21 protein-coding genes are annotated in these 23,243 nt (G+C 56.7%); 9 read left to right on the top strand and 12 right to left on the bottom strand.

Annotated features, from left to right (window positions below):
- Positions 1–3: 3 nt before the first annotated feature.
- From ACU6HM_RS03415 to metE, 9 genes are all read right to left on the bottom strand, one after another.
- Positions 4–1,362 carry a uroporphyrinogen-III C-methyltransferase gene (locus tag ACU6HM_RS03415; RefSeq protein WP_369326924.1) on the bottom strand — a complete coding sequence of 453 codons (1,359 nt, stop codon included), beginning with the start codon at positions 1,360–1,362 and terminating at the stop codon, positions 4–6.
- A gap of 24 nt (positions 1,363–1,386) precedes the next feature.
- Positions 1,387–2,187: a uroporphyrinogen-III synthase gene (locus tag ACU6HM_RS03410; protein ID WP_250755812.1), complete on the bottom strand. Its 801-nt coding sequence runs from the start codon at positions 2,185–2,187 to the stop codon at positions 1,387–1,389.
- 6 nt (positions 2,188–2,193) lie between these two features.
- Positions 2,194–3,156: a hydroxymethylbilane synthase gene (gene hemC, locus ACU6HM_RS03405; RefSeq protein WP_446763343.1), complete on the bottom strand. Its 963-nt coding sequence runs from the start codon at positions 3,154–3,156 to the stop codon at positions 2,194–2,196.
- Positions 3,153–3,278 (bottom strand): hypothetical protein, encoded by a 126-nt coding sequence (locus tag ACU6HM_RS03400; protein WP_003799533.1) that lies wholly within the window; start codon positions 3,276–3,278, stop codon positions 3,153–3,155. Before ACU6HM_RS03400 ends, hemC begins: the two co-directional genes overlap by 4 nt.
- Positions 3,279–3,282: 4 nt before the next feature.
- Positions 3,283–3,987, bottom strand: coding sequence for a TerC family protein (locus ACU6HM_RS03395; RefSeq protein ID WP_009461786.1), 705 nt, complete (start codon positions 3,985–3,987; stop codon positions 3,283–3,285).
- A gap of 301 nt (positions 3,988–4,288) precedes the next feature.
- Positions 4,289–5,170: a succinate--CoA ligase subunit alpha gene (gene sucD, locus ACU6HM_RS03390; RefSeq protein ID WP_009461784.1), complete on the bottom strand. Its 882-nt coding sequence runs from the start codon at positions 5,168–5,170 to the stop codon at positions 4,289–4,291.
- Positions 5,171–5,191: 21 nt separating this feature from the next.
- Positions 5,192–6,352 carry an ADP-forming succinate--CoA ligase subunit beta gene (sucC, locus tag ACU6HM_RS03385; protein ID WP_009461782.1) on the bottom strand — a complete coding sequence of 387 codons (1,161 nt, stop codon included), beginning with the start codon at positions 6,350–6,352 and terminating at the stop codon, positions 5,192–5,194.
- Between the two features lie 84 nt (positions 6,353–6,436).
- Positions 6,437–7,015 (bottom strand): DUF2889 domain-containing protein, encoded by a 579-nt coding sequence (locus ACU6HM_RS03380; protein ID WP_035272843.1) that lies wholly within the window; start codon positions 7,013–7,015, stop codon positions 6,437–6,439.
- Positions 7,016–7,287: 272 nt separating this feature from the next.
- Positions 7,288–9,582: a 5-methyltetrahydropteroyltriglutamate--homocysteine S-methyltransferase gene (gene metE / locus ACU6HM_RS03375; RefSeq protein WP_446763342.1), complete on the bottom strand. Its 2,295-nt coding sequence runs from the start codon at positions 9,580–9,582 to the stop codon at positions 7,288–7,290.
- 117 nt (positions 9,583–9,699) lie between these two features.
- On the opposite strand from metE, the gene ACU6HM_RS03370 reads away from it, so the two are divergent.
- The gene (locus tag ACU6HM_RS03370) at positions 9,700–10,620 is read left to right on the top strand and encodes a LysR family transcriptional regulator (protein WP_026483398.1); all 921 of its coding nucleotides are present in this window, start codon (positions 9,700–9,702) and stop codon (positions 10,618–10,620) included.
- Positions 10,621–10,783: 163 nt separating this feature from the next.
- On the opposite strand, the gene recX is transcribed toward ACU6HM_RS03370, so the two are convergent.
- Positions 10,784–11,278: a recombination regulator RecX gene (gene recX / locus ACU6HM_RS03365; RefSeq protein ID WP_274984778.1), complete on the bottom strand. Its 495-nt coding sequence runs from the start codon at positions 11,276–11,278 to the stop codon at positions 10,784–10,786.
- Between the two features lie 137 nt (positions 11,279–11,415).
- On the bottom strand, positions 11,416–12,498 hold the full coding sequence (recA, locus tag ACU6HM_RS03360) for a recombinase RecA (RefSeq protein ID WP_021446515.1): 1,083 nt from the start codon (positions 12,496–12,498) through the stop codon (positions 11,416–11,418).
- Between the two features lie 206 nt (positions 12,499–12,704).
- On the opposite strand from recA, the gene ACU6HM_RS03355 reads away from it, so the two are divergent.
- The 4 genes from ACU6HM_RS03355 (at position 12,705) to ACU6HM_RS03340 (ending at position 17,604) form a co-directional block, all read left to right on the top strand.
- Positions 12,705–13,394 (top strand): response regulator transcription factor, encoded by a 690-nt coding sequence (locus ACU6HM_RS03355; RefSeq protein WP_003799515.1) that lies wholly within the window; start codon positions 12,705–12,707, stop codon positions 13,392–13,394.
- Positions 13,395–13,404: 10 nt separating this feature from the next.
- Positions 13,405–14,862, top strand: coding sequence for a sensor histidine kinase N-terminal domain-containing protein (locus ACU6HM_RS03350; protein WP_446763341.1), 1,458 nt, complete (start codon positions 13,405–13,407; stop codon positions 14,860–14,862).
- A gap of 4 nt (positions 14,863–14,866) precedes the next feature.
- Complete coding sequence (locus ACU6HM_RS03345; protein ID WP_035272847.1) at positions 14,867–16,540, top strand: MFS transporter; 1,674 nt, start codon at positions 14,867–14,869, stop codon at positions 16,538–16,540.
- Between the two features lie 167 nt (positions 16,541–16,707).
- A complete protein-coding gene (locus ACU6HM_RS03340) occupies positions 16,708–17,604 on the top strand; it encodes a recombination-associated protein RdgC (RefSeq protein WP_009461768.1) in 897 nt (298 codons plus the stop codon).
- A 36-nt stretch (positions 17,605–17,640) separates the two neighbouring features.
- On the opposite strand, the gene ACU6HM_RS03335 is transcribed toward ACU6HM_RS03340, so the two are convergent.
- A complete protein-coding gene (locus ACU6HM_RS03335; protein WP_009461767.1) occupies positions 17,641–18,693 on the bottom strand; it encodes an AraC family transcriptional regulator in 1,053 nt (350 codons plus the stop codon).
- A 114-nt stretch (positions 18,694–18,807) separates the two neighbouring features.
- Between ACU6HM_RS03335 and ACU6HM_RS03330 the strand changes: the two genes are divergently transcribed.
- The 4 genes from ACU6HM_RS03330 to actP are packed head-to-tail and all read left to right on the top strand — an operon-like array spanning position 18,808 to position 23,188.
- Positions 18,808–20,415, top strand: a complete 1,608-nt coding sequence (locus ACU6HM_RS03330) for a long-chain-fatty-acid--CoA ligase (RefSeq protein WP_250755817.1) — start codon at positions 18,808–18,810, stop codon at positions 20,413–20,415.
- Positions 20,416–20,459: 44 nt separating this feature from the next.
- On the top strand, positions 20,460–21,254 hold the full coding sequence (locus ACU6HM_RS03325) for a crotonase/enoyl-CoA hydratase family protein (RefSeq protein WP_009461766.1): 795 nt from the start codon (positions 20,460–20,462) through the stop codon (positions 21,252–21,254).
- A 51-nt stretch (positions 21,255–21,305) separates the two neighbouring features.
- Complete coding sequence (locus ACU6HM_RS03320; RefSeq protein WP_009461765.1) at positions 21,306–21,623, top strand: DUF485 domain-containing protein; 318 nt, start codon at positions 21,306–21,308, stop codon at positions 21,621–21,623.
- A complete protein-coding gene (gene actP / locus ACU6HM_RS03315; RefSeq protein WP_009461764.1) occupies positions 21,620–23,188 on the top strand; it encodes a cation/acetate symporter ActP in 1,569 nt (522 codons plus the stop codon). Before ACU6HM_RS03320 ends, actP begins: the two co-directional genes overlap by 4 nt.
- The last annotated feature ends 55 nt before the right edge of the window (positions 23,189–23,243 follow it).

Genomic DNA, 23,243 nt, shown 5'->3' with positions numbered 1-23,243 from the left:
ACCTTACCCCTGCGCCTGAGCGGGCTGTTCCGTCTCGGACTGAGCGGGAGTCGCAGACTCAGTCTGTTCGGCAGCAGGAGCAGCGGGCTCCTCCTGGCTGGCAGGCTCTGTGGATTGAGGAGGGTCGGACAAAACAGGATCCGTATCGCCCTGCTCGGTCTTGGTGTCGTCGGCATTATCCTGACTGCGACCGGCCTGAGCCTGACGCAGGCTTTCAATAGCCGCCAAGGTGTTATTCACGGTAGGCAAACGAGCACCGATGCGGGTGTCCTGCAATTGGCGTGTCAGACGCAAGGCCTGCTGAACCTGACCGGACTGCGTATCAAAACGTTTTTCCAGCGCTGTCGCTATTGCATTCAGCTCGGTCTGCCAAACGGCGGACTGGTTCATCATCATGGCCAGTTGGGCGGCCATAATGCGCAGACGCAGGTTCTCTCGCAGACGGGCAGCCTGATCCGGCGACATCAGCAAGGCGGCGGCATCGTCGACACGGCGGATGGAGACAAACTGCCCCAGATCGTGGCTGACCGAGCGCCAGGCGCTGCTACCCCACTGTTCCACCGTATTCCAGCTGCGCTCCCACCAAGGGGCATCAGCGGCCAGTTCTGTCGGTTCCTGAACGTCGGGCTGCAAGTCCAGCGCTTCAGTATTCGCACCACCGGCAACGTCATCCGGCACCAGCAAAGGCGCTTCCGAGATGTAGCGCGACAAGGTGTCCAGTTGACGCGACAAGGAGGCCACATCCACCGTGGCAGCGGCGCGCAGGCGTTCCAGATCGCCATTCAGTGTTTGTTGCAAGGAAGCCAGACCGACGCGATTGGCCCGTGCCAATTGCGCCTGAGCAGCTTCCAGAGAAACGATGGCATTGGCCACATTGCCACCCAGCATCAACTGTTGCTGCGCAATCGTAGCGAGGTGATCAATATCGTTCAGCAAAACCAGTTCCGACCCGCTGTCTGTCATGGTCTGGAAGGCTTGGCTCAGATCATGAAACTGTTCGGTGGAATCGTTAAAGGATTTTTCCAGCTGGGCAAGCTTGTCGGATTGACGCTGCGCCAGGGCCAGGGCCTGCTGCGCGGTTTGGCGCGCCTGCTCTGTGGTGTTGATATTGGTTGCCAGCTGGGCTTGCAGCTCGGCCTTATGCTTTTCCAGCAATGAATTCTGGTACCAAAGACCGGCAGCGGCCAGCACCACCACAACAGCCGTCAAAGCATAAGCCGGACCCGCGCCACTTTTACGCTTCTGCGGCGCAGTAGTGCTGTCTTTGGGTTCGGAATACGGACGAGGAGCCGCTGTATTGGCTGGGCTGGAAATAGGAGTCTCCGGTTCGCTTGCGGATGCGTTCTCTGTTTTATCGTTCATGGCAAGATTGTAATCCGTGTGAGGCTAATCGCGCGAGAGCACCGCCATCAAGGCAGCGACAATGTCATCATCGTCTGGCGTACACCTTTTTACCATTGGTGGCGCTGCGATTCCAGCCTGCAACAATAAGGACTGTAAATGTTCTTCAATACGCGGATGTATGACCACATAGGCACATTGCGCCCAAACATCCAGTAAACCCAGGCTTTGTACATTGGCGAAAACCGCATCGGCGCTTTGAGAACTGCTGAGCAACACGGCCAGACGGCCCGCCTGCAAACTGTCACGAATTTGACGGCCCTGCTCTGTACTCCACTGGGCGGGGCTACGCTGGTAAATCGCCAGGCGCTGGACCTGAATACCGTGATTTTCCAGCTGCTGTCCCAACCATTCACGACCGCTATGACCGCGCACAATCAGAACCCGCTCAAATTGCGCCAGTCGAGGCTCCAGCACCGCCCACAGAGCCTCTGAGTCCTGCAAGGAATCCGTATTTTCAGGGTGAAGTACGGCATCTGGGGAAACGCCCGGCTGGGCGCGCAAACAGGCGGCGGTAGCAAAACCAACAGCAGCCAGCAATACCTTGTCAGGCCAGCGTTGGCCGCGCGCTTGCAAAGCCGCAAAGTAAAAATTGACCGCACTGCTGCTTACAAAGAGCACCAGGTCAAAATCCTTGGGATCTTGCCATTGTTCTTCGGACAGGTTTTGCGCTTCCAGGCTCAAGGCGGGCATAAGCAAGGAAGAAAAACCCTGCGCGGCCAAGGCAGCCGACAGGGTTTCGTTCCGTCCCGCGGGGCGGGTCAATAATACACTGGGCAGGTTCATGCCGCTTTACTCGCCTTCTGCGGGCTGTTCCGTAAGCAAGCGATCCAGAATGGCTTGAGCACCTTGCTGCTTCAGATCTTCCGCCAGCGACAGGCCCAAGGCTTCCGCATATTTGGCCGCACCCGTGATGTGAGCGCGGTACACCGTGGAGCCATCAGGTTCGGCAACCAGGCCGCTCAGGCTCAGCTCCTCGCCATTCAGGGTGGCATAAGCCGCCAATGGCACCTGACAGGAACCACCCAAGGCACGCGATACGGCGCGCTCGGCCAAGGCACATACGTGGCTGGTGGAATGCGCCAAAGGCGCCAACCATTGAGCCACATCGGTACGAGTTTTCAGGATCTCGATACCCAAGGCCCCCTGCCCGGCGGCAGGCAAGCTGTCTTCGGTCGAGATGTAATCGCGAATACGCTCGGCCAATTCCAGACGACGCAAACCAGCCGAAGCCAGAATAATGGCGTCGTAATCACCACGATCCAGCTTGGACAAACGGGTCTGGACATTGCCACGCAGGGGACGGATGTCCAGGTGCGGGTAGCGCTCTCGAATCTGAGACTCGCGGCGCAAACTGGAAGTGCCTACGATGGCACCAGCAGGTAAAGCCGCAAGATTGGGATAAGTATTGGAAACAAAAGCATCGCGTGGGTCGTCCCGCTCCATGATGATGGGCAGGTCAAAGGACTCGGGCAACACCACCGGCACGTCTTTCAGGGAGTGCACCGCCAGATGGGCGCGGCCATCCAGCAAGGCGGTTTCCAGCTCTTTGACAAACAGGCCCTTGCCACCCACTTTGGACAGCGTACGATCCAGAATCTGGTCACCACGGGTTGTCATTTCCAGCAAGGATACCTTGCACTGCGGGTACAGCTGCTGCAAAAGGTCGCGAACATGCTTGGCTTGCCACAAGGCCAGTTGACTGGCACGAGTGGCAATAACCAATTCCTGAGGAGTAGAAGCCACAGCGGTCATGCAGCAAAATAGCGCACGATGGCGGCAGCAACAATACCGATAATGGCCAGGATCCCTAAGCCTTGCAGCAGGGACAAACCGCTTTCCTGACCTTTGGCGTCGGAGGATTTAAAAATTGCCATAGAACTAAGCTTCCTTGGTAGAACCTTTACGGTGCGCCAGCCATTTGCCCAGCGCCACCACTAATAAGGCACAAACAATCTCGACCCCGAGTTTAACAGGCTGGGGCTGCACGCCAAATTGATTTTCCACAATCTTGTCCGTGACCAGCATGCCGCCTGCAATCCAGCCCAGCAAGGCACCGCCCAGGGTGACGACAATAGGGAAACGGTCGATCAGTTTCAAAACCAGGGTGCTACCCCAGACAATAATGGGGACACTTAGCAATAAACCAAAGATCACGTAGCCCAGTTGATGATCCAGGTGCGCGTTTTGTGCTGCACCGGCAATGGCAATCACGTTATCCAGGCTCATCACGAAATCGGCAATGATGATGGTTTTGACGGCAGCCCAGACGGTTCCGCCCCCTTGAATATTGCCGTGTGCGTCGTCGTCCGGCATCAGCAGCTTGATCCCGATCCACAAGAGCAAAAGACCGCCCACCACTTTCAAAAACGGCAGATCCAATAAGGTCAGAGCAAAGAAAATCAGGACTACACGCAGGATAATTGCGCCTGCTGTCCCCCACAAAATGCCTTGCATGCGCTGCTGCTTGGGCAAGTTGCGACAGGCAAGTGCGATCACGACGGCATTGTCGCCACCGAGCAAAATATCAATCAGTACAATTTGAAACAGTGAACCCCAATGCAGGGTTTGGAGGAATTCAATCATTTCGTTCCCGTATAGCTAAACGTGAGTTCTCTTCCCAGCCGCGGGACAAACGTTCTTTTTCTGTCGCCAGGCTGTCCCAAGACAACAACGCCCCTTAAAGCAGCAAACTAATCATAGCCTGTGCAACATCGGGGCTTCTTTTTCTTACTTGATTCGTTTGAGCATGATCAGGCTGGCCAGATTCGGGAAGGAATGCGCCGGGTTGTGGTGTTTTTCTTGACGAAACCGGCTGGCCAATTTTGCCCGGCTGCACAGGGCAGCCAGACAAAGAGCCCGCCAAAGCGGGCCCCGGTACTACTATTTACAGCACTTCTTTGAGCAGCTTGCCCATTTCGGACGGGTTGCGAGTGGTACGAATACCGCAAGCTTCCATCACTTCCAGCTTGGCGTCGGCCGTGTCGGCACCACCGGAGATCAGGGCACCAGCGTGACCCATGCGTTTTCCGGGAGGCGCTGTCACACCAGCGATAAAGCCAACAACAGGCTTGGTCATATTGTCTTTAGCCCACAAAGCCGCGTTGACTTCGTCTGGACCGCCGATCTCGCCAATCATGATAACGGCATCGGTATCAGGATCGTCGTTGAACATCTTGAGCACATCGATGTGCTTCAGACCGTTGATTGGGTCGCCACCGATACCGACAGCCGAGGATTGACCCAGGCCCAGTTCGGTTACTTGAGCAACGGCTTCGTATGTCAGCGTGCCGGAGCGGCTGACCACACCGATGCGGCCCTTGCGGTGAATGTGGCCGGGCATGATACCGATCTTCAGCTCGTCAGGAGTGATCAGACCGGGGCAGTTCGGGCCCAACAGCAAGGTTTTGCGGTTTTCTGCGCGCATGCGGTTGCGAACTTCCAGCATGTCGCGAACAGGGATGCCTTCGGTAATGCAGATAACCAGGTCCAGGTCAGCTTCAACCGCTTCCCAGATGGCAGCCGCAGCACCTGCGGGCGGAACGTAGATAACCGACACAGTTGCGCCAGTTTCAGCCTTGGCGTCGGACACGGAGGCGTAAATAGGTACACCTTCGAAATCCTCACCAGCACGCTTGGGGTTCACGCCAGCCACAAAGGCTTCCATGCCGTTACCGTATTCACGGCACATGCGGGTGTGGAACTGGCCGGTCTTGCCGGTGATCCCTTGCGTGATGACTTTGGTGTCTTTATTGATCAGAATCGACATTTGCTAATCCTCAACCTTTTCTTACTTGGCGGCAGCGACAACAGCAGTCGCCGCTTCGGCCATGGTGTCAGCACTGATGATGGGCAGACCGGAATCGGCCAGCATTTTCTTGCCCAGCTCTTCGTTGGTACCCTTCATGCGTACCACCAGAGGCACGTTCAGGTTGACGGCCTTGCACGCAGCGATCACGCCTTCAGCGATCACGTCGCAGCGCATGATGCCGCCGAAGATGTTAACCAGAATGGCTTTGACGCCCTTGTTGGCCAACATGATCTTGAAGGCTTCAGTAACTTTTTCGGCCGTAGCGCCACCGCCCACGTCCAGGAAGTTGGCAGGCTCGCCGCCAAACAGCTTGATGGTGTCCATGGTCGCCATGGCCAGACCTGCACCGTTCACCAGGCAGCCAATGTTGCCGTCCAGCTGGATGTAGGCCAGGTCGTACTTGCTGGCTTCAACTTCAGCAGGATCTTCTTCAGCCAGGTCACGGAAAGCCACGATATCGGGGTGACGGAACAAAGCGTTGCCGTCGAAGTTGAACTTGGCGTCCAGAGCGATGATGTCGCCCGAGCCGGTCAGGATCAGAGGGTTGATCTCGGCCAGTTCAGCGTCGGTTTCGGTGTAGCACTTGTACAGCTTCTGGAATTCAGCAACGGCTTTTTCGATAGAAGCGTCAGGAACGCCGATACCGCGAGCCAGCTTGGTGGCTTGCTCGTTGGTCAGGCCAACAGCAGGGTCCACGAATTCTTTCAAAATGGCGTCGGGGTCGCGCTCGGCCACTTCTTCAATTTCCATGCCGCCTTCGCTGGAAGCCATCACGGCCACGCGCTGGGTAGCACGGTCGGTAACGATACCGACGTAGTATTCCTTCTTGATGTCCGCGCCTTCCTCGATCAGCAGGCGACCCACTTTCTGGCCTTCAGGGCCAGTTTGGTGAGTGATCAGCTGCATGCCCAGGATTTCCGAGGCCAGTTGACGCACTTCGTCCATCGAGCGAGCCAGCTTGACGCCACCGCCCTTGCCACGGCCACCGGCGTGAATCTGGGCTTTGACAACCCACACAGAGCCACCCAGCTCCTGCGCAGCTGCAACCGCTTCATCGACGGAGAAGGCAGGAATTCCGCGTGGCACGGCAACGCCAAACTGCTTAAGCAGTGCTTTGCCCTGATATTCGTGAATTTTCATGTGATACCTGTCAGTCTAAAAACACAATAAAAAAAGAAGGCAGGAACTCCAGGCCTGAGCCCGAGACCTGACTAAAACAAAAAACTAATCCACCCCGTCTGTGACTTTAGGTCGATACCAGACGGGATAAAACTCCTCAACCACGGGACCGCTCAAACGCAAGGCATGGCAGCCATCCAGATGGAAAGGCTGCTTGTCGGTGCGATAAATCTCTGATTCCCCGCTGCTGCGACGACGCCCGGCCATGGTTTGTACGGCGGCGGTTGGCAACACTTGTGCCAGCTCGCTCATGTGCGTACAGCCAGCCGAACGCCCAAAGCGCTCTTTGACACCCTGACGAAACTGCTTGAGCAAATTCAGGCCCACCAACTTCTGGTAGGCGTCCGCAATGGACGAACAGTTGTCCTGGTAAGGGGCTGCATCGTAGACCGCCACGGCATCCACAATGGCAAAGCTGCTATCGATAGTGATACGCAGATGCATCAGGTGGACAGGATCACCTGCCTTATGGGTTTGGCCGTTGCGTATGGGAAAGTCGTAGGACTTCACATCCAGCAGCGAGGCCTCCAGGTCCCAGAGGCCATCTTCCCGTGCAAACGACTCTACCGTGATGGTACGCGTATGCAATGGTTCACGGGCGACGGACGGCGGGGGCAAAGGCATTGATATGAACGGGGCGGCAAGATTGAAACTGATCAAGTATAACGCACCTCGTATGTTCCGTATCAGCCACTTACATAATCTGTAAGCGCATCCCAAGCGGGCCAAACACAGGATCTACGCGGTGTCGATCCTACGGTATACCAAATTTGCATAAAAAAAACGACCACCTGACGGGCGGTCGTTTTCATCCAGCCTGGGAAATCGAGTGGCAGGACGAAAAGCGCCCTGCCCTGTCAATCTATTCAAGCGGCTTATTTCAAGCCTGCACCAAATCAGGCTGCCGCCCGCAATGCTTTGGCCGCATCCACCATGGCCAGCAAGGCAGCCTCAGTTTCAGACCACGCTCGCGTCTTCAAACCGCAGTCGGGATTCACCCACAAACGGTCGGCGGGCAAGCGCTTGGCCGCCTCGCCCATCAAGCGCACTATCCAGTCCTTATCAGGCACATTGGGCGAGTGAATGTCATAAACGCCTGGGCCTATATGATTGGGATACTCAAAATTCTCGAAGGCATTCAGCAAGAGCATATTGGAACGCGAGGTTTCAATCGTGATCACATCCGCGTCCATCTCGGCAATGGATTGCATGATGTCGTTGAACTCCGAATAGCACATATGCGTGTGAATCTGGGTTTCATCGGACACCGCGCTGGTGGACAGGCGAAAGCAATCCACCGCCCAATCCAGGTAGGCCTGCCAATCACCCTGACGGAGCGGCAAGCCTTCGCGGAAAGCGGGTTCATCCAGCTGGATGACACGAATGCCGGCCTGTTCCAGATCAGAAACTTCATCCCGCAAGGCCAAAGCCAGCTGGCGGCAAGTATCGGCACGGGGCTGGTCGTCACGAACAAAAGACCACTGCAACATCGTCACTGGCCCCGTCAACATGCCTTTGACGGGCCGATCAGTCAGTGATTGGGCGTAGGAGGACCAGGCCACACTCATGGGCGTGATGCGCAGCACATCCCCAAAGATAATAGGCGGCTTTACGCAACGCGACCCGTAGCTTTGTACCCAACCGTTTTGTGTAAAGGCAAAACCACCCAGCAGTTCACCAAAGTACTCCACCATATCGTTGCGCTCGGCCTCGCCATGCACCAGCACGTCCAGACCGATCCGCTCCTGAAAACGAATAACTTGCTCGATTTCTGCCTGCATGGCTTTTTCATAAGCCGCGTCACTCAGGGCTCCCCCACGCCAGTCGCGGCGAGCAGTACGAATTTCCGTGGTCTGAGGAAACGAACCGATCGTGGTGGTGGGATAGGCGGGTAACTTCAGCTTGTTGCGCTGGGCCTGGATACGCTGCGCGAAGGGCGTACGTTGACGCTTGAGCTGGTCAATCTTGGCCATCTGGGCTTGCACGGCAGGATTATGCGTACGCTTGGACTCACGGCGCGTTTGCAAAGCAGCTTGCTGAGCTCGAACCGCTTGCTGACCCGCTTCGTCCAAAGTGCCGTCCAGCAATCCTTGCAACAGTCTCAGCTCATCCAGTTTTTGCACCGCAAAGGACAACCAGCTCTTCAATTCAGCGTCCAGGCCGGTTTCACTTTGCACATCCACAGGGACATGCAGCAGCGAGCAGGATGGCGCAATCCACAGGCGCTCGCCCAAAACCGCTTTCAAGGGCTTCAAGGTTTGAACCGTTTTTTGCAGATCGGTGCGCCAAATATCCCGACCCGAAATCACACCGGCAGACAGCACCTGGTATTGCGCCAATACCGCTTGTACGGCCTGCAAAGCAGCCGGAGCACGCACCGCATCCACATGCACACCCGCCACGGGCAAATCCTTCAATACCGCGACGTTCTCATGCAGATCATCAAAATAAGTCGCCAGCAGCAGCTTCAAGCCGGATTGATTCAGACCTTGATAGACGCGACGGAAGGCGTCTTGCCACGCTTGAGGCAAATCCAGAACCAGAACAGGTTCGTCAATCTGTACCCATTCCACACCTTGAGCTTTGAAACGGGCCAGCACTTGTTCATACACAGGCAGCAAAGTATCCAGCAAGGCCAGCTTGCCCGCGTCTGCCGAGCCCTCATAGGCATCGCCCTTGCCCAGCCACAACCAGGTCAAGGGTCCGGGAATCACGGGCTTGACCTTGTGCCCCAGAGCCTTGGCCTCTTCAATCTGCTCAAACAAGAATTCACGGGCAATCCGGAAGCTTTGACCTGGTGTGAATTCGGGCACGATGTAGTGGTAGTTTGTATCGAACCACTTGGTCATTTCACAAGCAGCGGCAGGGGTGCCGCTGGGCGCACGGCCACGCGCCATGCGAAACAAGGTATCCAATGACACGGGTGCATTTTCAGCCTGGCCGAAACGGGCGGGAACCGCTCCCAGCAAGGTGCTCCACTCCAGAATCTGGTCATACCAGGCAAAATCGCCCACAGGCACCGTATCCAGCCCAGCCTTGCCTTGCAAACCCCAATGCTGGGCGCGCAAGGCTTTGCCTGTTTCCAAAAGCTCTTGCTGGCTTACCTGACCGGCCCAATAGGCTTCCAAAGAGCGCTTCAATTCGCGCTGCGCGCCCATGCGAGGAAAACCCAGATTATGAATAATAGTCATAGTAAGCCCATAAATTAGAAATAAAAGGCCCGTATCAGGCGCCTGAAATCTATTGTGCCTGTATACTTACTTGAAAAAAAATCAAATACACCATGCTAATTATGAATTTTCCTCAACATGCTTGAAATCCGCCATCTCGAAACCCTGAGCGCCATCCGCGACAGCGGCAGCTTGCAAGAAGCCGCCGAGCGCCTGCATGTTACGCAGTCCGCCCTCTCGCACCAGCTCCGCGACCTGGAAGTGCGGCTTCAAGTGCAATTGCTGAACCGCCGCACCCGCCCTGCCCGCCTGACCACCGCCGCTCTGCGTATCCTGACGCTGGCCGATGACATCCTGCCGCGTGTACGCGCCACCGAGCGCGATTTGCAAAGACTGGCCGCCGGACGCACGGGACGCCTGCATGTGGCCATTGATTGCCACTCCTGCTTTCAATGGCTGATGCCAGCACTGGACGCATTCAGGCAGCAATGGCCTGACGTCACGCTGGACTTGAGCGCGGCTTTTTCCTTTGCGCCCTTGCCCGCCTTGATGCGCGGGGATCTGGATGTGGTGATCACCTCGGACCCGCAGGACAATCCGGCTGTCCATTACGAACCCCTGTTTCGCTACGAGCTGGTGCTGGCTGTCTCCAACCAGCACCCCTTGTCGCAGTACCGCTATGTAGAACCTTTCCAATTGACCGATCAGGTTCTGATTACCTACCCGGTAGAACGCAATCGTCTGGATATTTTTACGCAGTTCCTAACGCCAGCCGATGTGGAGCCCGCTGCGATTCGGCAGGCCGAGCTAACGCCCATGATCGTGCAACTGGTTGCCAGCCAGCGTGGTGTGACGGCGTTGCCAAACTGGGCCTTGACGGAGTTCCTGAACCCGGCCTCGATTCGCACTTGCCGTTTGGGAGAGCACGGTATCTGGCGCACGCTATACGCCACGGTACGTAGTGAGGATTTACAAGCGGACTATGTGCAGGCCTTTTTGGCACAGGCACGAGAGACCTGCTTCAAAAGCCTGCAAGGAATCGTGGCGGCGCAGTCTTGAGCCATTTAGCAATGGCATGGCAAAACTCTGTTGCAAGCACTATGTAAATAGAGGAAAAGTACAGGCGGGCGGGCTCATGCCAACTTGAACGAGGCCACGTTTTTTGATGGCGGCAGCAGACAAGCAAGAAACACAGCAAAACGAAGCATTGCAGATGGCTTATTCAAGCCGGATCGTCTTCCCAATCACCCAGAATCTGCTGCAAGATACGGCCCGAGAAGCCTCGGCTGGCCATGAAGCGATATTGCTTGGCGTAACTGCGGGGGTCATCGGGCGGCGCACTGAATTTCTTGCCCCATACTTGCTTGGCCCGTTCCAGCTCGGTCGCCATCAACTCTTCTTTGATAATTTCGGTCTGTTCCACATCCACGCCATGCTGGCGCAGTTCTTGCAGAATGACTCGGGTGCCCACACGCGAGGCACGGCGATTGACGACACTATGTGCGAAGCGCTCGTTGGACAGCCATTTCTGTTCGACCAGGGCGTCGAGCAAGGCCTCCACTTCTTCAGCACTTTCTGCATGGGGCGCCAGACGGCGGCCCAACTCCAGGCGCGAGTATTCGCGTCGGGATAAAAAATTCAACGCTCTGGCTTTAAGAGACAGCCCCGGCCGTTTGGACGGGGCTTTCTTTTCAGCAGCAGGAGCATTGTCGCCCAAGCTATCTTCTACGTTTCTGCCCGCCCGAGTGGGCCGGGCAGAAAGCGCAGCAACGCGCTCCCTTTGAGCTTGTTTACGTTCCCGGATTTCCTCCGGGTCTGTCTCAAAGGGTTCGTCATCGAACTCTGGGGGAAAAATCAGACTTCTCCCTCGGCCGGATCAACCACAGGAGCAGCGGCTGGACGGCTGACAGCAGCGCTCATCAGGGCAACGCCCAGCTTTTCACGCACTTTGTTTTCGATTTCGCGGGCCAACTCGGGGCGCTCTTTCAGGAATTCGCGCACATTGTCCTTACCCTGACCAATGCGGTTGCCGTCGTAGCTATACCAGGCACCTGCCTTGTCGACCACGCCAGTTTGTACGCCCAGATCGATAATCTCGCCTTCACGGGAAATACCGCTGCCATACATGATGTCGAATTCGGTTTGCTTGAAAGGAGGCGCAACCTTGTTCTTGACCACTTTAACGCGGGTCTCGTTACCCACCATTTCGTCGCCACGCTTGATGGAACCGATACGGCGAATATCCAGACGCACGGAGGAGTAAAACTTCAGCGCGTTACCACCCGTGGTGGTTTCAGGGTTGCCGAACATGACGCCAATCTTCATACGGATCTGGTTAATGAAGATGACCATGCAGTTAGCGCGTTTGATGGTAGCCGTCAATTTACGCAGGGCCTGGCTCATCAGACGGGCCTGCAGACCAGGCAAGGAATCGCCCATATCGCCTTCGATTTCAGCCTTGGGAGTCAAGGCGGCCACCGAGTCGATAACAATCAGGTCTACCGAACCCGAACGCACCAGGGCTTCGGTAATTTCCAGAGCCTGCTCGCCGGTATCAGGCTGGGAGATCAACAGATCACCCAGATTCACGCCCAGTTTTTGAGCGTATTGCACGTCCAGCGCGTGTTCGGCGTCAATAAAGGCACATGTGCCTTTGAGCTTTTGCATCTCTGCAATCACTTGCAGGGTCAGCGTGGTTTTACCCGAAGATTCCGGACCGTAAATTTCAATAACGCGACCACGTGGCAGACCACCGACGCCCAAAGCAATGTCCAGACCCAAGGAACCCGTGGAGACCACCTGGATGTCATGCTCGACGTTGTCGTCGCCATAACGCATGATCGAGCCCTTGCCGAACTGCTTTTCGATTTGCGACAGAGCGGCGGCCAACGCTTTGGAACGTTCCGAGGCCACTGCTTTGCTGTTTTTATCGTCCATGAAAAATCCTTGACTGTGGAATGGCGCCCCAACGGACGGGCACGGCAATTAAAAATCAAACCTAATTATTGCATCAAATTATACTGTATATATACACAGATATTCAAATAAATTAACTAGCCGGCATCGTTATCCCCTACTGACCAGCCTTACAGCCTTGTGCAACAATGCCGAACAGCCACTCAATCATCTGTTTGTGTAGGGTCATGCGCATACTAATAGCTGAAGACGACAGTATTCTCGCGGATGGACTTTCTCGCTCCTTACGCTACGAAGGCTATGCGGTTGATGTCGTGCACGATGGCGATAGCGCCGACTCGGCCTTGCAGCTGCAAAGCTTTGACCTTCTGATCCTGGACCTGGACCTGCCCAAAAAGCCCGGCCTGTCGGTGCTGCAGTCAATCCGCCAACGCCAGGATACCCTCCCCGTTCTGATCCTGACTGCCAGCGATACGGTCGAACAGCGTGTGCGCGGTCTGGACCTGGGCGCGGACGACTATATGTCCAAACCCTTTGCCCTGACCGAACTGGAAGCCCGTGTACGCGCCCTGACGCGTCGCAGCACCGGCACCAGCAGCGCCTTGCTGCATCACAAACGACTAAGCTTCGACCTGAAAGGTCGCATGGCTTATATAGACAATCAGCCCCTGGAGCTGTCGGCGCGTGAAACCAGCTTGCTGGAGATTTTCCTGTCACGCAGCGGCCGCATGATCAGCAAGAACCAGTTTGTGGATCTGCTCTGTGAGTGGGGTGAGGAAGTCACCCCTAACGCCATCGAGGTCTATATCCACCGCCTGCGCAAAAAACTGGAGCCTAGCGGCGTACGCATCCTGACCGTGCGTGGTCTGGGATACTGTCTGGAACCGGAAAAATTGCGAGAAGACGCTCCAGCCTAAAGGATCGTCCATGCAGCACGCTACGCCCCCAACCAGCAACAAGGCTGCGCCTGCCAAAGGCAAGCGTGTCGCACCACGCCCGCTCATTCACAAGATCATGATCTGGATTTTCGGGCCTTTGTTTTTGCTGTGGACGGTAGGCATTGTCATTACCTACTTCATCGCCCAGCACATTGCGAACTCCCCTTACGACCGCACCTTGCGCGATCACCTGGACTTGTTGCGAGTGGAAATCAGCCATCAGGATCTGAGCCAGCCCATCCATTTATCGCACGGGGCACAGACAATTTTGCGTCAGGAAAGCCCGACCCCTACGCTATGGCAAATCCGCGATGCCAATGGCGAGCCACTGGCTGGCAACGCGAATTTGCCGGTTCCCGACAGTTGGGGGTATGACACCGACCTGCTGCGCTACCGGGACGTTATTCTGGACGATCAAAGCCTGCGGCTGGCCTATGTCTGGGGGGGCAAGGACAAAAACGACACGCCCTTTCTGGCGGTTGCTGCCGAAACCAATGAACATAGAGCGGTGCTACACAGAGAAATTCTGATCGGGATGCTGACACCACAATTCATTCTGGTACCGCTGGCGGCCATGCTGGCGGGCCTGGGGCTGACACATGGCCTGGAGCCGCTGAACCTGCTGCAAGCGCGCTTGCGTGCTCGTGCTCCCGGTGATTTATCGCCGGTAGATCAAGAGCAGGCACCTGCCGAAATTGTGCCGCTGATTGATGCCATGAATGGACTCCTGGCCCAGCAGGCACAATTTTCAGCCACCCAAAGGCAGTTTGTGGCCAATGCGGCCCACCAGTTGAAAACGCCGCTGGCGGGGATACGCACCCAAGCCGAACTGGCCCTGCGCGAGCGCGACCCCAAGCAGACCGAAGCCAGCTTGCAACAACTGGTACGCGGCATCGACCGGGCCACGCGCCTGGTCACCCAAATGTTGGCCTTGGCCCGTGCCGAAAGCAGCGATGTCCTGTACGCCCCTACCAAACAAACCCTGGACCTGAATACGCTGACTGAATTGCATGTAGGCCAGCGTGTGCCAGATGCCTTGAAACTGGGGCTGGATCTGGGGCTGGAAAACACTGCCAAGGCTATCCTCTTGCAAGCGGATCCGGTCCTGCTCGATGAGCTGATCAACAATTTGCTGGATAACGCCCTGATCTACACCCCTGCTGGCGGCTGGATCACCATGCGTACCGGCCAGACTCAAGGCAAGGGCTGGTTGGAAATCGAGGACAACGGCCCCGGCATTCCCACGGAACATAAAGCACGAATTTTTGATCGTTTTTATCGCATCATGGGCAACCAGGCAGACGGTAGTGGCCTGGGGCTGGCCATTGTGCGGGAGATTGCCGACATTCACGGCGCCTCCATCGACTTCATGCCACTGACTGGGGGCCAGGAAAGCGGCCTGCGCTTACGCGTCAGTTTCCCACTGTCTTTGCCTTGGAGAGCCTGAGCACATGCCCCAGACAATCACCAGTGCAACCTTCCCGAAAGCCAAGAATAAGCTGGACACCCAGGGTCGCAAAGTTATTTTTGCCTCCGCCCTGGGCACCATGTTCGAGTGGTACGACTTCTATCTGTACGGCTCCATGGCCGCCATTCTGGCGCAACACTTCTTTTCCGCCGTTAATCCGACAGCCGGCTTTATCTTTGCCTTGTTGGCCTTTGCCGCCGGTTTTGCCGTACGCCCCTTTGGAGCCTTGCTCTTTGGTCGTATTGGCGACCGCGTGGGCCGCAAGTACACCTTTCTGATCACCATCTTGCTGATGGGACTGTCCACCTTTTTGGTCGGCGTACTACCGAGCTATGAAGCCATCGGGATTGCCGCCCCCATCATGCTGATCGTCCTGCGTCTGCTGCAAGGCCTGGCTATGGGTGGCGAATACGGCGGTGCCGCCACCTATGTGGCTGAGTACGCGCCCCAGCACCGTCGCGGTTTTTACACCAGCTGGATTCAGACCACCGCATCCGTGGGTTTGCTGCTGTCCCTGCTGGTCATCATGGGCATACGCAGTCTGGTCGGGGAAGAAGCATTTGTGGTTTGGGGCTGGCGCATTCCCTTTCTGATTTCCGTGCTGCTGCTGGCGATTTCCGTCTGGATACGGATGAACCTGAAAGAGTCACCTGCCTTCCAGCACATCAAGGAAGAAGGCACGCTGTCGACCTCGCCCATTACCGAATCCTTCGGGCGCTGGGCGAATCTGCGCATCGCCTTGCTGGCACTGTTCGGCCTGACGGCCGGCCAAGGCGTGGTCTGGTACACGGGGCAGTTCTACGCCTTGTTCTTCATCACCCAAATGCTGGGTTTGCATGCCACCTTGGCGCAAACCTTGATGGTAATTTCACTGCTACTGGCCACCCCGCTATTTATCTTTTTTGGCTGGCTGTCGGATCAAATCGGGCGCAAGCCCATCATCCTGACGGGCTGTTTGCTGGCCGCCCTGACCTACTACCCGGTCTTCCAGGGCCTGGCCTATTTTGCCAACCCCGCTTTGGTCCAGGCGCAGCGCAACGCGCCCGTCACTGTCATTACCGACCCGGCCAGTTGCTCCTTCCAGTTCAATCCGGTGGGCAGCCACACCTTCACCAGCTCTTGCGATATCGTGAAGTCCTACATGGCCAGCCACGCGGTCAGCTACAACAACGTCAAGGGTTCACCCGGTCAGGTGGCCCAGGTACGCATTGGCGATCATGTGATCGATGGTTTTGAAGGCGGACATCTGAGCCGCGCCGATTTTGCCCGTCACTCGCAAGAGTTGCGCAATGAGTTGACTCAGACCATGCGCCAGTACGGCTACCCGGACGGCGCAGACCCGGAGCAGATCAATAAAGTGATGCTGGTGGTTCTGCTGACCTATCTGGTGGGGCTGGTAACCGCGGTCTACGGCCCCATTGCGGCCATGCTGGTGGAGATGTTCCCGATCCGCATCCGCTACACCTCCATGAGCCTGCCTTATCACATTGGCAATGGCTGGTTCGGGGGTTTTTTGCCCACCCTGTCCTTTGCCATGATTGCCGTCACTGGCAATATTTACGATGGTTTGTGGTACCCGATTCTGATCTGTCTGGTGACGGTTGCGATTGGTGCGCCCTTTGTGCGGGAAACCCGCCATAACGACATCAATCGTTAGCCAGTCCAGGCAAAAAACGCGTTGCACCGGCCATTTCCCGCGCTCTGTCAAGCAAATGCAAGGGTCCGTAAATGGCGGGGCGGCACAGGAAGATCTGCGCGTACAATCGAACATTGCCTCGGGCTTTACGCCCGCCCTTTTTCTTCTGTTTATTTATCTTCGTATCCATGTGGTTTAAGAATCTACGCATCTATCGCCTCTCCCCCGACTGGGTATGTTCCGCCGAAGAGCTGGAAGAAGCTCTTTCCAAACACAGCTTCACCCCTGGTTCCAGCCAGGAACCGCTAAGCCTGGGCTGGGTCAGCCCACGCGAGAACAGTGCTCTGGTGCACGAAGTTAACGGTCAGTACCTGATCGCTCTGCGCGCCGAAAAGAAGCTGCTGCCCACCACAGTGATCAACCAAGTCGCTCGTGAGAAGGCTCGTGATATCGAAGAGCAGCAAGGCTACAAACCTGGCCGCAAGCAAATGAAGGAAATCAAGGAACAAGTCATTGTGGACTTGATGCCTCGTGCCTTCGCCGTCTCGCGCGACACCCGCGTCTGGCTGGATACCCGCAACCACTGGCTGGCTATTGATGCCGCGGCTACCGCCAAGAGCGACGAAGTTCTGGGCCTGCTGGCCAAGAGCGTGGAACCTTTCCCCGTGCAGCCTCTGTATACCGAGCAATCACCCGGTGCCGCCATGACCTCCTGGCTGGTGGACGAAGAGCAACTGGCCAACTTTACTGTGGACCAGGACACTGAACTGCGCTCCACCGGCGATAGCGGTGCTGCCGTGCGCTACGTGAAGCAAAGCGCCGACATTGACGAAGTGCGCAAGCACGTTGAAGCCGGCAAGCAATGCACCCGTTTGGCCATGACCTGGGCGGATCGCATCAGCTTTGTGCTGACCGATGCGCTGGACGTCAAACGCGTGGCCCCACTGGACATCCTGACTGAAAAACAAGATGTGACGGCCGTCAACGATGACGAAATCTTTGACGCTGACATGACCTTGATGACCTCCGAGCTGGCCAAGATGATCAGCGATCTGGTCGAAGTCCTGGGCGGCGAACGCAAGTAAGCCCGGACCACACAGCCCGCTTGGCTGAACCGCCCTTCAGGCCAGCTCCTGCTGGGCGGCGCGATACACACCGGGCGTCATGCCCGTCCAATGGCGGAAAGCCCGGTGAAATGTCGCTGGCGAACTGAACTTCAATGCGTAAGCAATTTCAGCCAGCGACATATCTTTGCGCAGCAATTTGAAAATCGCCAAATCTCGGCGCAGCTCATCCTTGATCCCCTGAAACGACAGGCCTTCATCTTGCAGCCTGCGTATCAGCGTGCGCGCCGACATATGCAATTTGCCGGACACATCCTGCAAGGTGTAGCCTAGGTCGGTATGCAAGATTTCCCGCACTTTGAGGCGCAAGGCATGCTCGTGATAGGAGGTAAAAATCCAGTCACGCGGCGCACGCTCCAGAAAGGCTCTGGCCTCAACCTGAGTGCGTTGTGGCCGTACCTGCCCCAACTCCACGCCAAACAAGATATGCGAGCACGGCGCATCAAAACTGACTGAAGCGGGAAACAGCACCGAATAGTCCGCCGCAAAAGCCGGTCTGGGAAATGCAAAGGCCACTTGCTGCACCGGCACCTCGCGCCCCATCAGCCAGGACACAATTCCGTGCGTCAGCTTCAGCATCAGTGCATGGCCAAAACGATGCACATAGGCGGTGGGATAGCGCGGCACCAGCTCAATGCCCAACTCTTTATCCGTGCGTATCAGATTCAGGCTGAAATCATCCAGCAGCAGATTCCAGAACTGGGTGAAACGGTACAAGGCCACATTGATGGATGGCGCGTCCCGCACGGTGCGCACAATGTATTTCAAGGCCCCGGCGCGTATGGGCCGAGTCCAGAAACCCATCATCTCATCGCCCGTTTTCCTGGCGCTTTCCTGATACAGGCGCACCAGTTGATCACGCGTCAAACGAGCGCCGGGCCGATCAATAAAATCTTTCACGATGCCCGCCTGCTTCAGGCAATGATCCAGCACATGTTCGGAATAGCTGGTGCGCAGGCTATGAAACCAGTCCTGAACCAGATCCAGCGCCACGGTGGCCGTATGGGCTGCATCAACGGGCACCGGGAGCGTGCCGGGCAAAGCATTCATTTCCTATGACCTCTCAAAGATTGTCACTTTTTGCATATTCGACGTCAGTATTCGCTATTGGGTAAGGTGCTAAACCATCCTATGCTGACACACATAATACAAGGAGACATCACCATGTTAGGCACTGGAAATATGATGCATATGCCCTTGCTCATCAGTTCAATTCTCACCCACGCCGTAGAGAATAACCCTGAGCAGGAGATTGTTACCGCTTTGGATAATGGCGAGCTTCATCGCTACAGCTATCTTGAATTTGCCCACCGGGTTCAGGATCTGGCTCTGGGACTGCGCCGAGAAGGCCTGCAGCCCGGCGAACGCGTGGCAACTTTGGCATGGAACACCTACCGCCATCTGGAAATTTACTACGCCACTTCGGGCATCGGTCTGATCTGTCACACCGTGAACCCGCGTCTGACGCGCGAGCAAATTGCCTTCATCATCAATGATGCTCAAGACACGGTGATGTTCTACGACGAACATTTTGAAGAAATGGTCAGCTATCTGCGCGGCCAATGCCCCACCGTCAAGCAGTGGGTACGCATGGGCAGCCAGGCTCAGGGCCCCTTGGCCGATGAATACGAAAGCTGGCTGGGCAATGACAGCACGGGCTTTGAGTGGCCTGTGTTTGATGAAAATACTGCCAGCGGCCTGTGCTACACCTCCGGCACAACGGGCGATCCCAAAGGTGCCCTGTACACCCATCGCTCCACCCTCTTGCATGCCTACGCCTCGGCCCACCCGAACGCACTGTGCATTGCCAGCGCTGACGCCGTCATGCCTTTGGTCCCCATGTTTCACGTCAATGCCTGGGGCCTGCCTTACTCCGGCCTGATGTCCGGAGCCAAAATTGTTCTGCCCGGTGCAAATTTGCAGGGAGAGCGCATTTACTCCCTCTGCGAACGCGCTGGCGTCACCTTGTCCGCCGGTGTACCCACCATCTGGAAAACCGTGCTGGACTATGCCAAAGCCAATGGCAAGCAATTCACTACCCTGAGCCGCATCCTGATCGGCGGTTCCGCTTGCCCACCCAATATGATTGCCGCCTGGGCGGGCTACGGCATTACCGTGCGCCACGCCTGGGGCATGACGGAGACCTCGCCGCTGGGCACTGTTTGCCAATTGCTACCCAAACACAGCGATCTGCCCGAAGCCCAGAAGCAGCACGTGCTGGCCTCGCAAGGCCGTGCCCTGTTCGGCGCACGCCTGAAAACTGTTGACGACGAAGGCAATACCTTGCCACGCGACGGCAAGAGCAGTGGCCACCTGCTGATCCAGGGCAACTGGATCTTGGATCGCTATTACGGCAAACCCGATCTGGCCAGTGAAAACGGCTGGTTCCGCACGGGCGACGTAGGCTCCATCGACGCCGATGGCTACGTCTACATTACCGACCGCAGCAAGGATGTAATCAAGTCCGGTGGCGAATGGATCTCCTCGATCGAGATTGAGAACATCGCCATGGAAGAGCCTTTGGTTGAGCTGGCTGCCTGCATCGCCCAGGCCGACGACAAATGGGGCGAACGCCCCGTGCTGTTCGTGGTGCCACGCGAAGGCGCTGAGCTGGACGAGGCCCACATGCTGGAGCGCTATCAGGATCGCGTCACCCGCTGGTCCGTACCCGACAAAGTAATTTTCATCGACCAGATGCCGATGACGGCAACTGGAAAGATTCAAAAAATGGCACTGCGCAAAATGCTGGCGGATCAAACCGACCCCAGCTGATTTGCACCACTGCCCTCGCATTTACGTAACACAAGGAGTTTTTTATGGCCGCCCCTTTCCTGCTCACCACCGAGTTGGACAACATCGGAATTGTCACGCTGAACAAGGCGCACAAGCGCAACGCCCTGGATGAAGATGCCATTGCTGAAATTGATGCGTACTTCTCCAATATTCCCGAGCACATCCGGGTCATTCTGATGAAGGCAGAAGGCGACCATTTCTGCGCGGGCCTGGATCTGAAAGAACACCATGACAAGGAACGCGGCGCCGTGGATTTTCTGCGCGTCTGCCAAAGCTGGCACCGTGCTTTTGACAAGATCGAACACGGCGGCATCCCCGTCATTGCCTGCCTGCAAGGCGCGGTCGTGGGTGGGGGCCTGGAACTGGCTAGCGCAGCGCACATTCGCGTGGCCGACAGCAGCACCTTCTTTGCCCTGCCTGAAGGTACACGCGGCATCTTTACCGGCGGTGGCGCGACCGTTCGCACCGCAAAAATCATTTCTCCCAACCGCATGATCGAACTGATGCTGACAGGCCGCGTGCTCGATGCCGTGGAAGGAGAGCGACTGGGGCTGGCGCACTACGTGTGCAACAACGAAGCCAACCCCAAAACAGCCTATGAGCTGAGCCTGGAACTGGCCCAGCGCATTGCAGGCAATGCCATCTTGTCGAACTACGCCATTGTCAGCTCGATCAGCCGCATTGCCGATATGTCTGCCACCGATGGCCTCTTTGCCGAGGGCTTGATGGCAGCAGTAGTTCAAACCGGGCGGGATGTGCAGGAACGCTTGGGGGAGTTTGTTAATAAGAAAGCTCATAAAGTGAAGCCGACCAAATAATATCGGCCAGGCGGACATGGGCAGTAATCACAACAATACGGAGACAAAACCATGCTGTCGCATCAAGAGTTAAGCCGGCAACTAGCCGGACTACAGGAATATGAGCAACTCAAGTCGCAGCGTCGGCGTCTGGCATTTGCCTGCGCCGGCATCTGCCTGGGGCTGACCGGCCTGTTTATCGTGACGGCCATTTTTTGGCCCGGCGTTCTAACCCATGACCTGGGCAGTGGAGGAGCTGTCAACAGTGGCATGGTGTACGGGGTAGGACTGATTCTTGTGTCCTGGTTATTAACAGGCGTGTACATCCACGTCGCCAACACGCGCTTTGATCCGCTTTGCGAACGTGTACTGGCAAAGGTGCGCCCATGAATACACAAGCGATTCTGATTTTTGCCGCCTTTGTGGTCGTGACCCTGGGCATCACCTACTGGGCCTCGTCGCGCACTCGTTCCAGCTCGGACTTTTACACCGCCGGGGGTGGCATTACCGGCACGCAAAATGGGCTGGCCATTGTGGGTGACTACATGTCCGCCGCCACCTTGCTGGGGATTTCGTCCCTGGCCTTTACCAACGGCTTTGACTCGCTGTTGTATGCGGTCTGCGCCTTCATGGGCTGGCCGGTCATCATGTTTCTGATTGCCGAGCGCTTGCGCAATCTGGGTCGCTACACCCTGAGCGACATCGTCTCATACCGCCTGGATGAACGCAGCACTCGCATCTTTACCGCGATCAGCTCGCTGACCGTGGTGCTGTTCTACCTGATCGTGCAAATGGTCGGCGCAGGACAACTGGTGCAACTGCTGTTTGGCATCGACTACACCTATGCCGTGGTGGCCGTGGGCTTGCTCATGATGGTGTACGTCGTGGTGGGTGGCATGGTGGCAACCACCTGGGTACAAATCATCAAGGCTATCTTGATGATGGGTAATGGCTTCTTGATGGCTGGCCTGGCCTTGTACTACTTCAACTTCGACTTTTCCGCCCTGGTCAGTGCGGCGGCCGAACATCACCAGGCTGGCGCGGCCATGAAGGGTCCCTGGAAGCTGATGGCTGATCCATTCTCGGGCCTGTCTCTGGCAGTGTCACTGGTGTTTGGTATTGCCGGTCTGCCTCACATCATGATGCGTTTCTTCACGGTGCCTGATGCACGCGCTGCCCGTAAATCGGTCTTCGTGGCAACGGGTTTGATGGGCGTCTTCTTTGTGGTGATCTGCTTCCTGGGTCTGGCTGCCATGGCCATCCTGCCCAACTACCCCGAGTTCTATGTGGACGGCAAGGTAGGCGGCATGGTGCTGGGCGGCTCGAACATGCCCATCATGCACCTGGCAACGGCTTTGGGTGGCAACCTGCTGTTTGGTTTGCTGGCCGCCGTATCCTTTGCCACGATTCTGGCCGTGGTCAGTGGTTTGACCCTGGCCGGTGCCTCGGCAGTTGCACATGATCTGTACGCCAAAGTCATCCGCCGCGACGATGTCACACCCTCGCAAGCCATGCGCGTCAACCGTCTGGCTTCGATCGGCATTGGCATTGTCGCCATTTTCCTGGGCCTGCTGTTCCGTGACCAGAACGTGGCGTTCCTGGTTGCCCTGGCCTTCAGTATTGCCGCCTCGGCCAACTTCCCGGTCTTGCTGATGTCCATGTACTGGCGCGGCATGACCACTCGTGGTGCCATTTATGGCGGTTTGAGCGGCCTGCTTGTGGCCCTGGGCCTGGTGATTCTGTCGCCAGCCGTCTGGGTCCGCATTCTGGGCTTTTCCGAAGCTGTATTCCCTTACGACTTCCCCACCCTGATTTCCATGCCTTTGGCATTCTTCATGATTTACTTTGTATCGAAACTGGACAGCAGCCGCCGCGCCAGCGAAGACCGGGATGGCTTTGACGCCCAACAGGTCCGCGCTGAAACTGCAGTCGGTATTGCCGCTGTCTCTCACTAGATACTTGGTACTCTGGCGGTAGCCCAGCCCGATCGGGTTACCGCCCCTTGTTTTA

It is taken from the genome of Alcaligenes sp. RM2, from assembly GCF_052931795.1.
Note: the sequence above shows the minus strand (reverse complement) of the source record. Positions and strands in the feature narration are given on the sequence as shown.

What these genes read in the sequence shown, in the direction of transcription:
- ACU6HM_RS03415 (WP_369326924.1), bottom strand. Translation starts at nt 1,362, where the DNA reads ATGAACGATAAAACAGAGAACGCATCCGCAAGCGAACCGGAGACTCCT.
- ACU6HM_RS03410 (WP_250755812.1), bottom strand. Translation starts at nt 2,187, where the DNA reads ATGAACCTGCCCAGTGTATTATTGACCCGCCCCGCGGGACGGAACGAA.
- hemC (WP_446763343.1), bottom strand. Translation starts at nt 3,156, where the DNA reads ATGACCGCTGTGGCTTCTACTCCTCAGGAATTGGTTATTGCCACTCGT.
- ACU6HM_RS03400 (WP_003799533.1), bottom strand. Translation starts at nt 3,278, where the DNA reads ATGGCAATTTTTAAATCCTCCGACGCCAAAGGTCAGGAAAGCGGTTTG.
- ACU6HM_RS03395 (WP_009461786.1), bottom strand. Translation starts at nt 3,987, where the DNA reads ATGATTGAATTCCTCCAAACCCTGCATTGGGGTTCACTGTTTCAAATT.
- sucD (WP_009461784.1), bottom strand. Translation starts at nt 5,170, where the DNA reads ATGTCGATTCTGATCAATAAAGACACCAAAGTCATCACGCAAGGGATC.
- sucC (WP_009461782.1), bottom strand. Translation starts at nt 6,352, where the DNA reads ATGAAAATTCACGAATATCAGGGCAAAGCACTGCTTAAGCAGTTTGGC.
- ACU6HM_RS03380 (WP_035272843.1), bottom strand. Translation starts at nt 7,015, where the DNA reads ATGCCTTTGCCCCCGCCGTCCGTCGCCCGTGAACCATTGCATACGCGT.
- metE (WP_446763342.1), bottom strand. Translation starts at nt 9,582, where the DNA reads ATGACTATTATTCATAATCTGGGTTTTCCTCGCATGGGCGCGCAGCGC.
- ACU6HM_RS03370 (WP_026483398.1), top strand. Translation starts at nt 9,700, where the DNA reads ATGCTTGAAATCCGCCATCTCGAAACCCTGAGCGCCATCCGCGACAGC.
- recA (WP_021446515.1), bottom strand. Translation starts at nt 12,498, where the DNA reads ATGGACGATAAAAACAGCAAAGCAGTGGCCTCGGAACGTTCCAAAGCG.
- ACU6HM_RS03355 (WP_003799515.1), top strand. Translation starts at nt 12,705, where the DNA reads ATGCGCATACTAATAGCTGAAGACGACAGTATTCTCGCGGATGGACTT.
- ACU6HM_RS03350 (WP_446763341.1), top strand. Translation starts at nt 13,405, where the DNA reads ATGCAGCACGCTACGCCCCCAACCAGCAACAAGGCTGCGCCTGCCAAA.
- ACU6HM_RS03345 (WP_035272847.1), top strand. Translation starts at nt 14,867, where the DNA reads ATGCCCCAGACAATCACCAGTGCAACCTTCCCGAAAGCCAAGAATAAG.
- ACU6HM_RS03340 (WP_009461768.1), top strand. Translation starts at nt 16,708, where the DNA reads ATGTGGTTTAAGAATCTACGCATCTATCGCCTCTCCCCCGACTGGGTA.
- ACU6HM_RS03335 (WP_009461767.1), bottom strand. Translation starts at nt 18,693, where the DNA reads ATGAATGCTTTGCCCGGCACGCTCCCGGTGCCCGTTGATGCAGCCCAT.
- ACU6HM_RS03330 (WP_250755817.1), top strand. Translation starts at nt 18,808, where the DNA reads ATGTTAGGCACTGGAAATATGATGCATATGCCCTTGCTCATCAGTTCA.
- ACU6HM_RS03325 (WP_009461766.1), top strand. Translation starts at nt 20,460, where the DNA reads ATGGCCGCCCCTTTCCTGCTCACCACCGAGTTGGACAACATCGGAATT.
- ACU6HM_RS03320 (WP_009461765.1), top strand. Translation starts at nt 21,306, where the DNA reads ATGCTGTCGCATCAAGAGTTAAGCCGGCAACTAGCCGGACTACAGGAA.
- actP (WP_009461764.1), top strand. Translation starts at nt 21,620, where the DNA reads ATGAATACACAAGCGATTCTGATTTTTGCCGCCTTTGTGGTCGTGACC.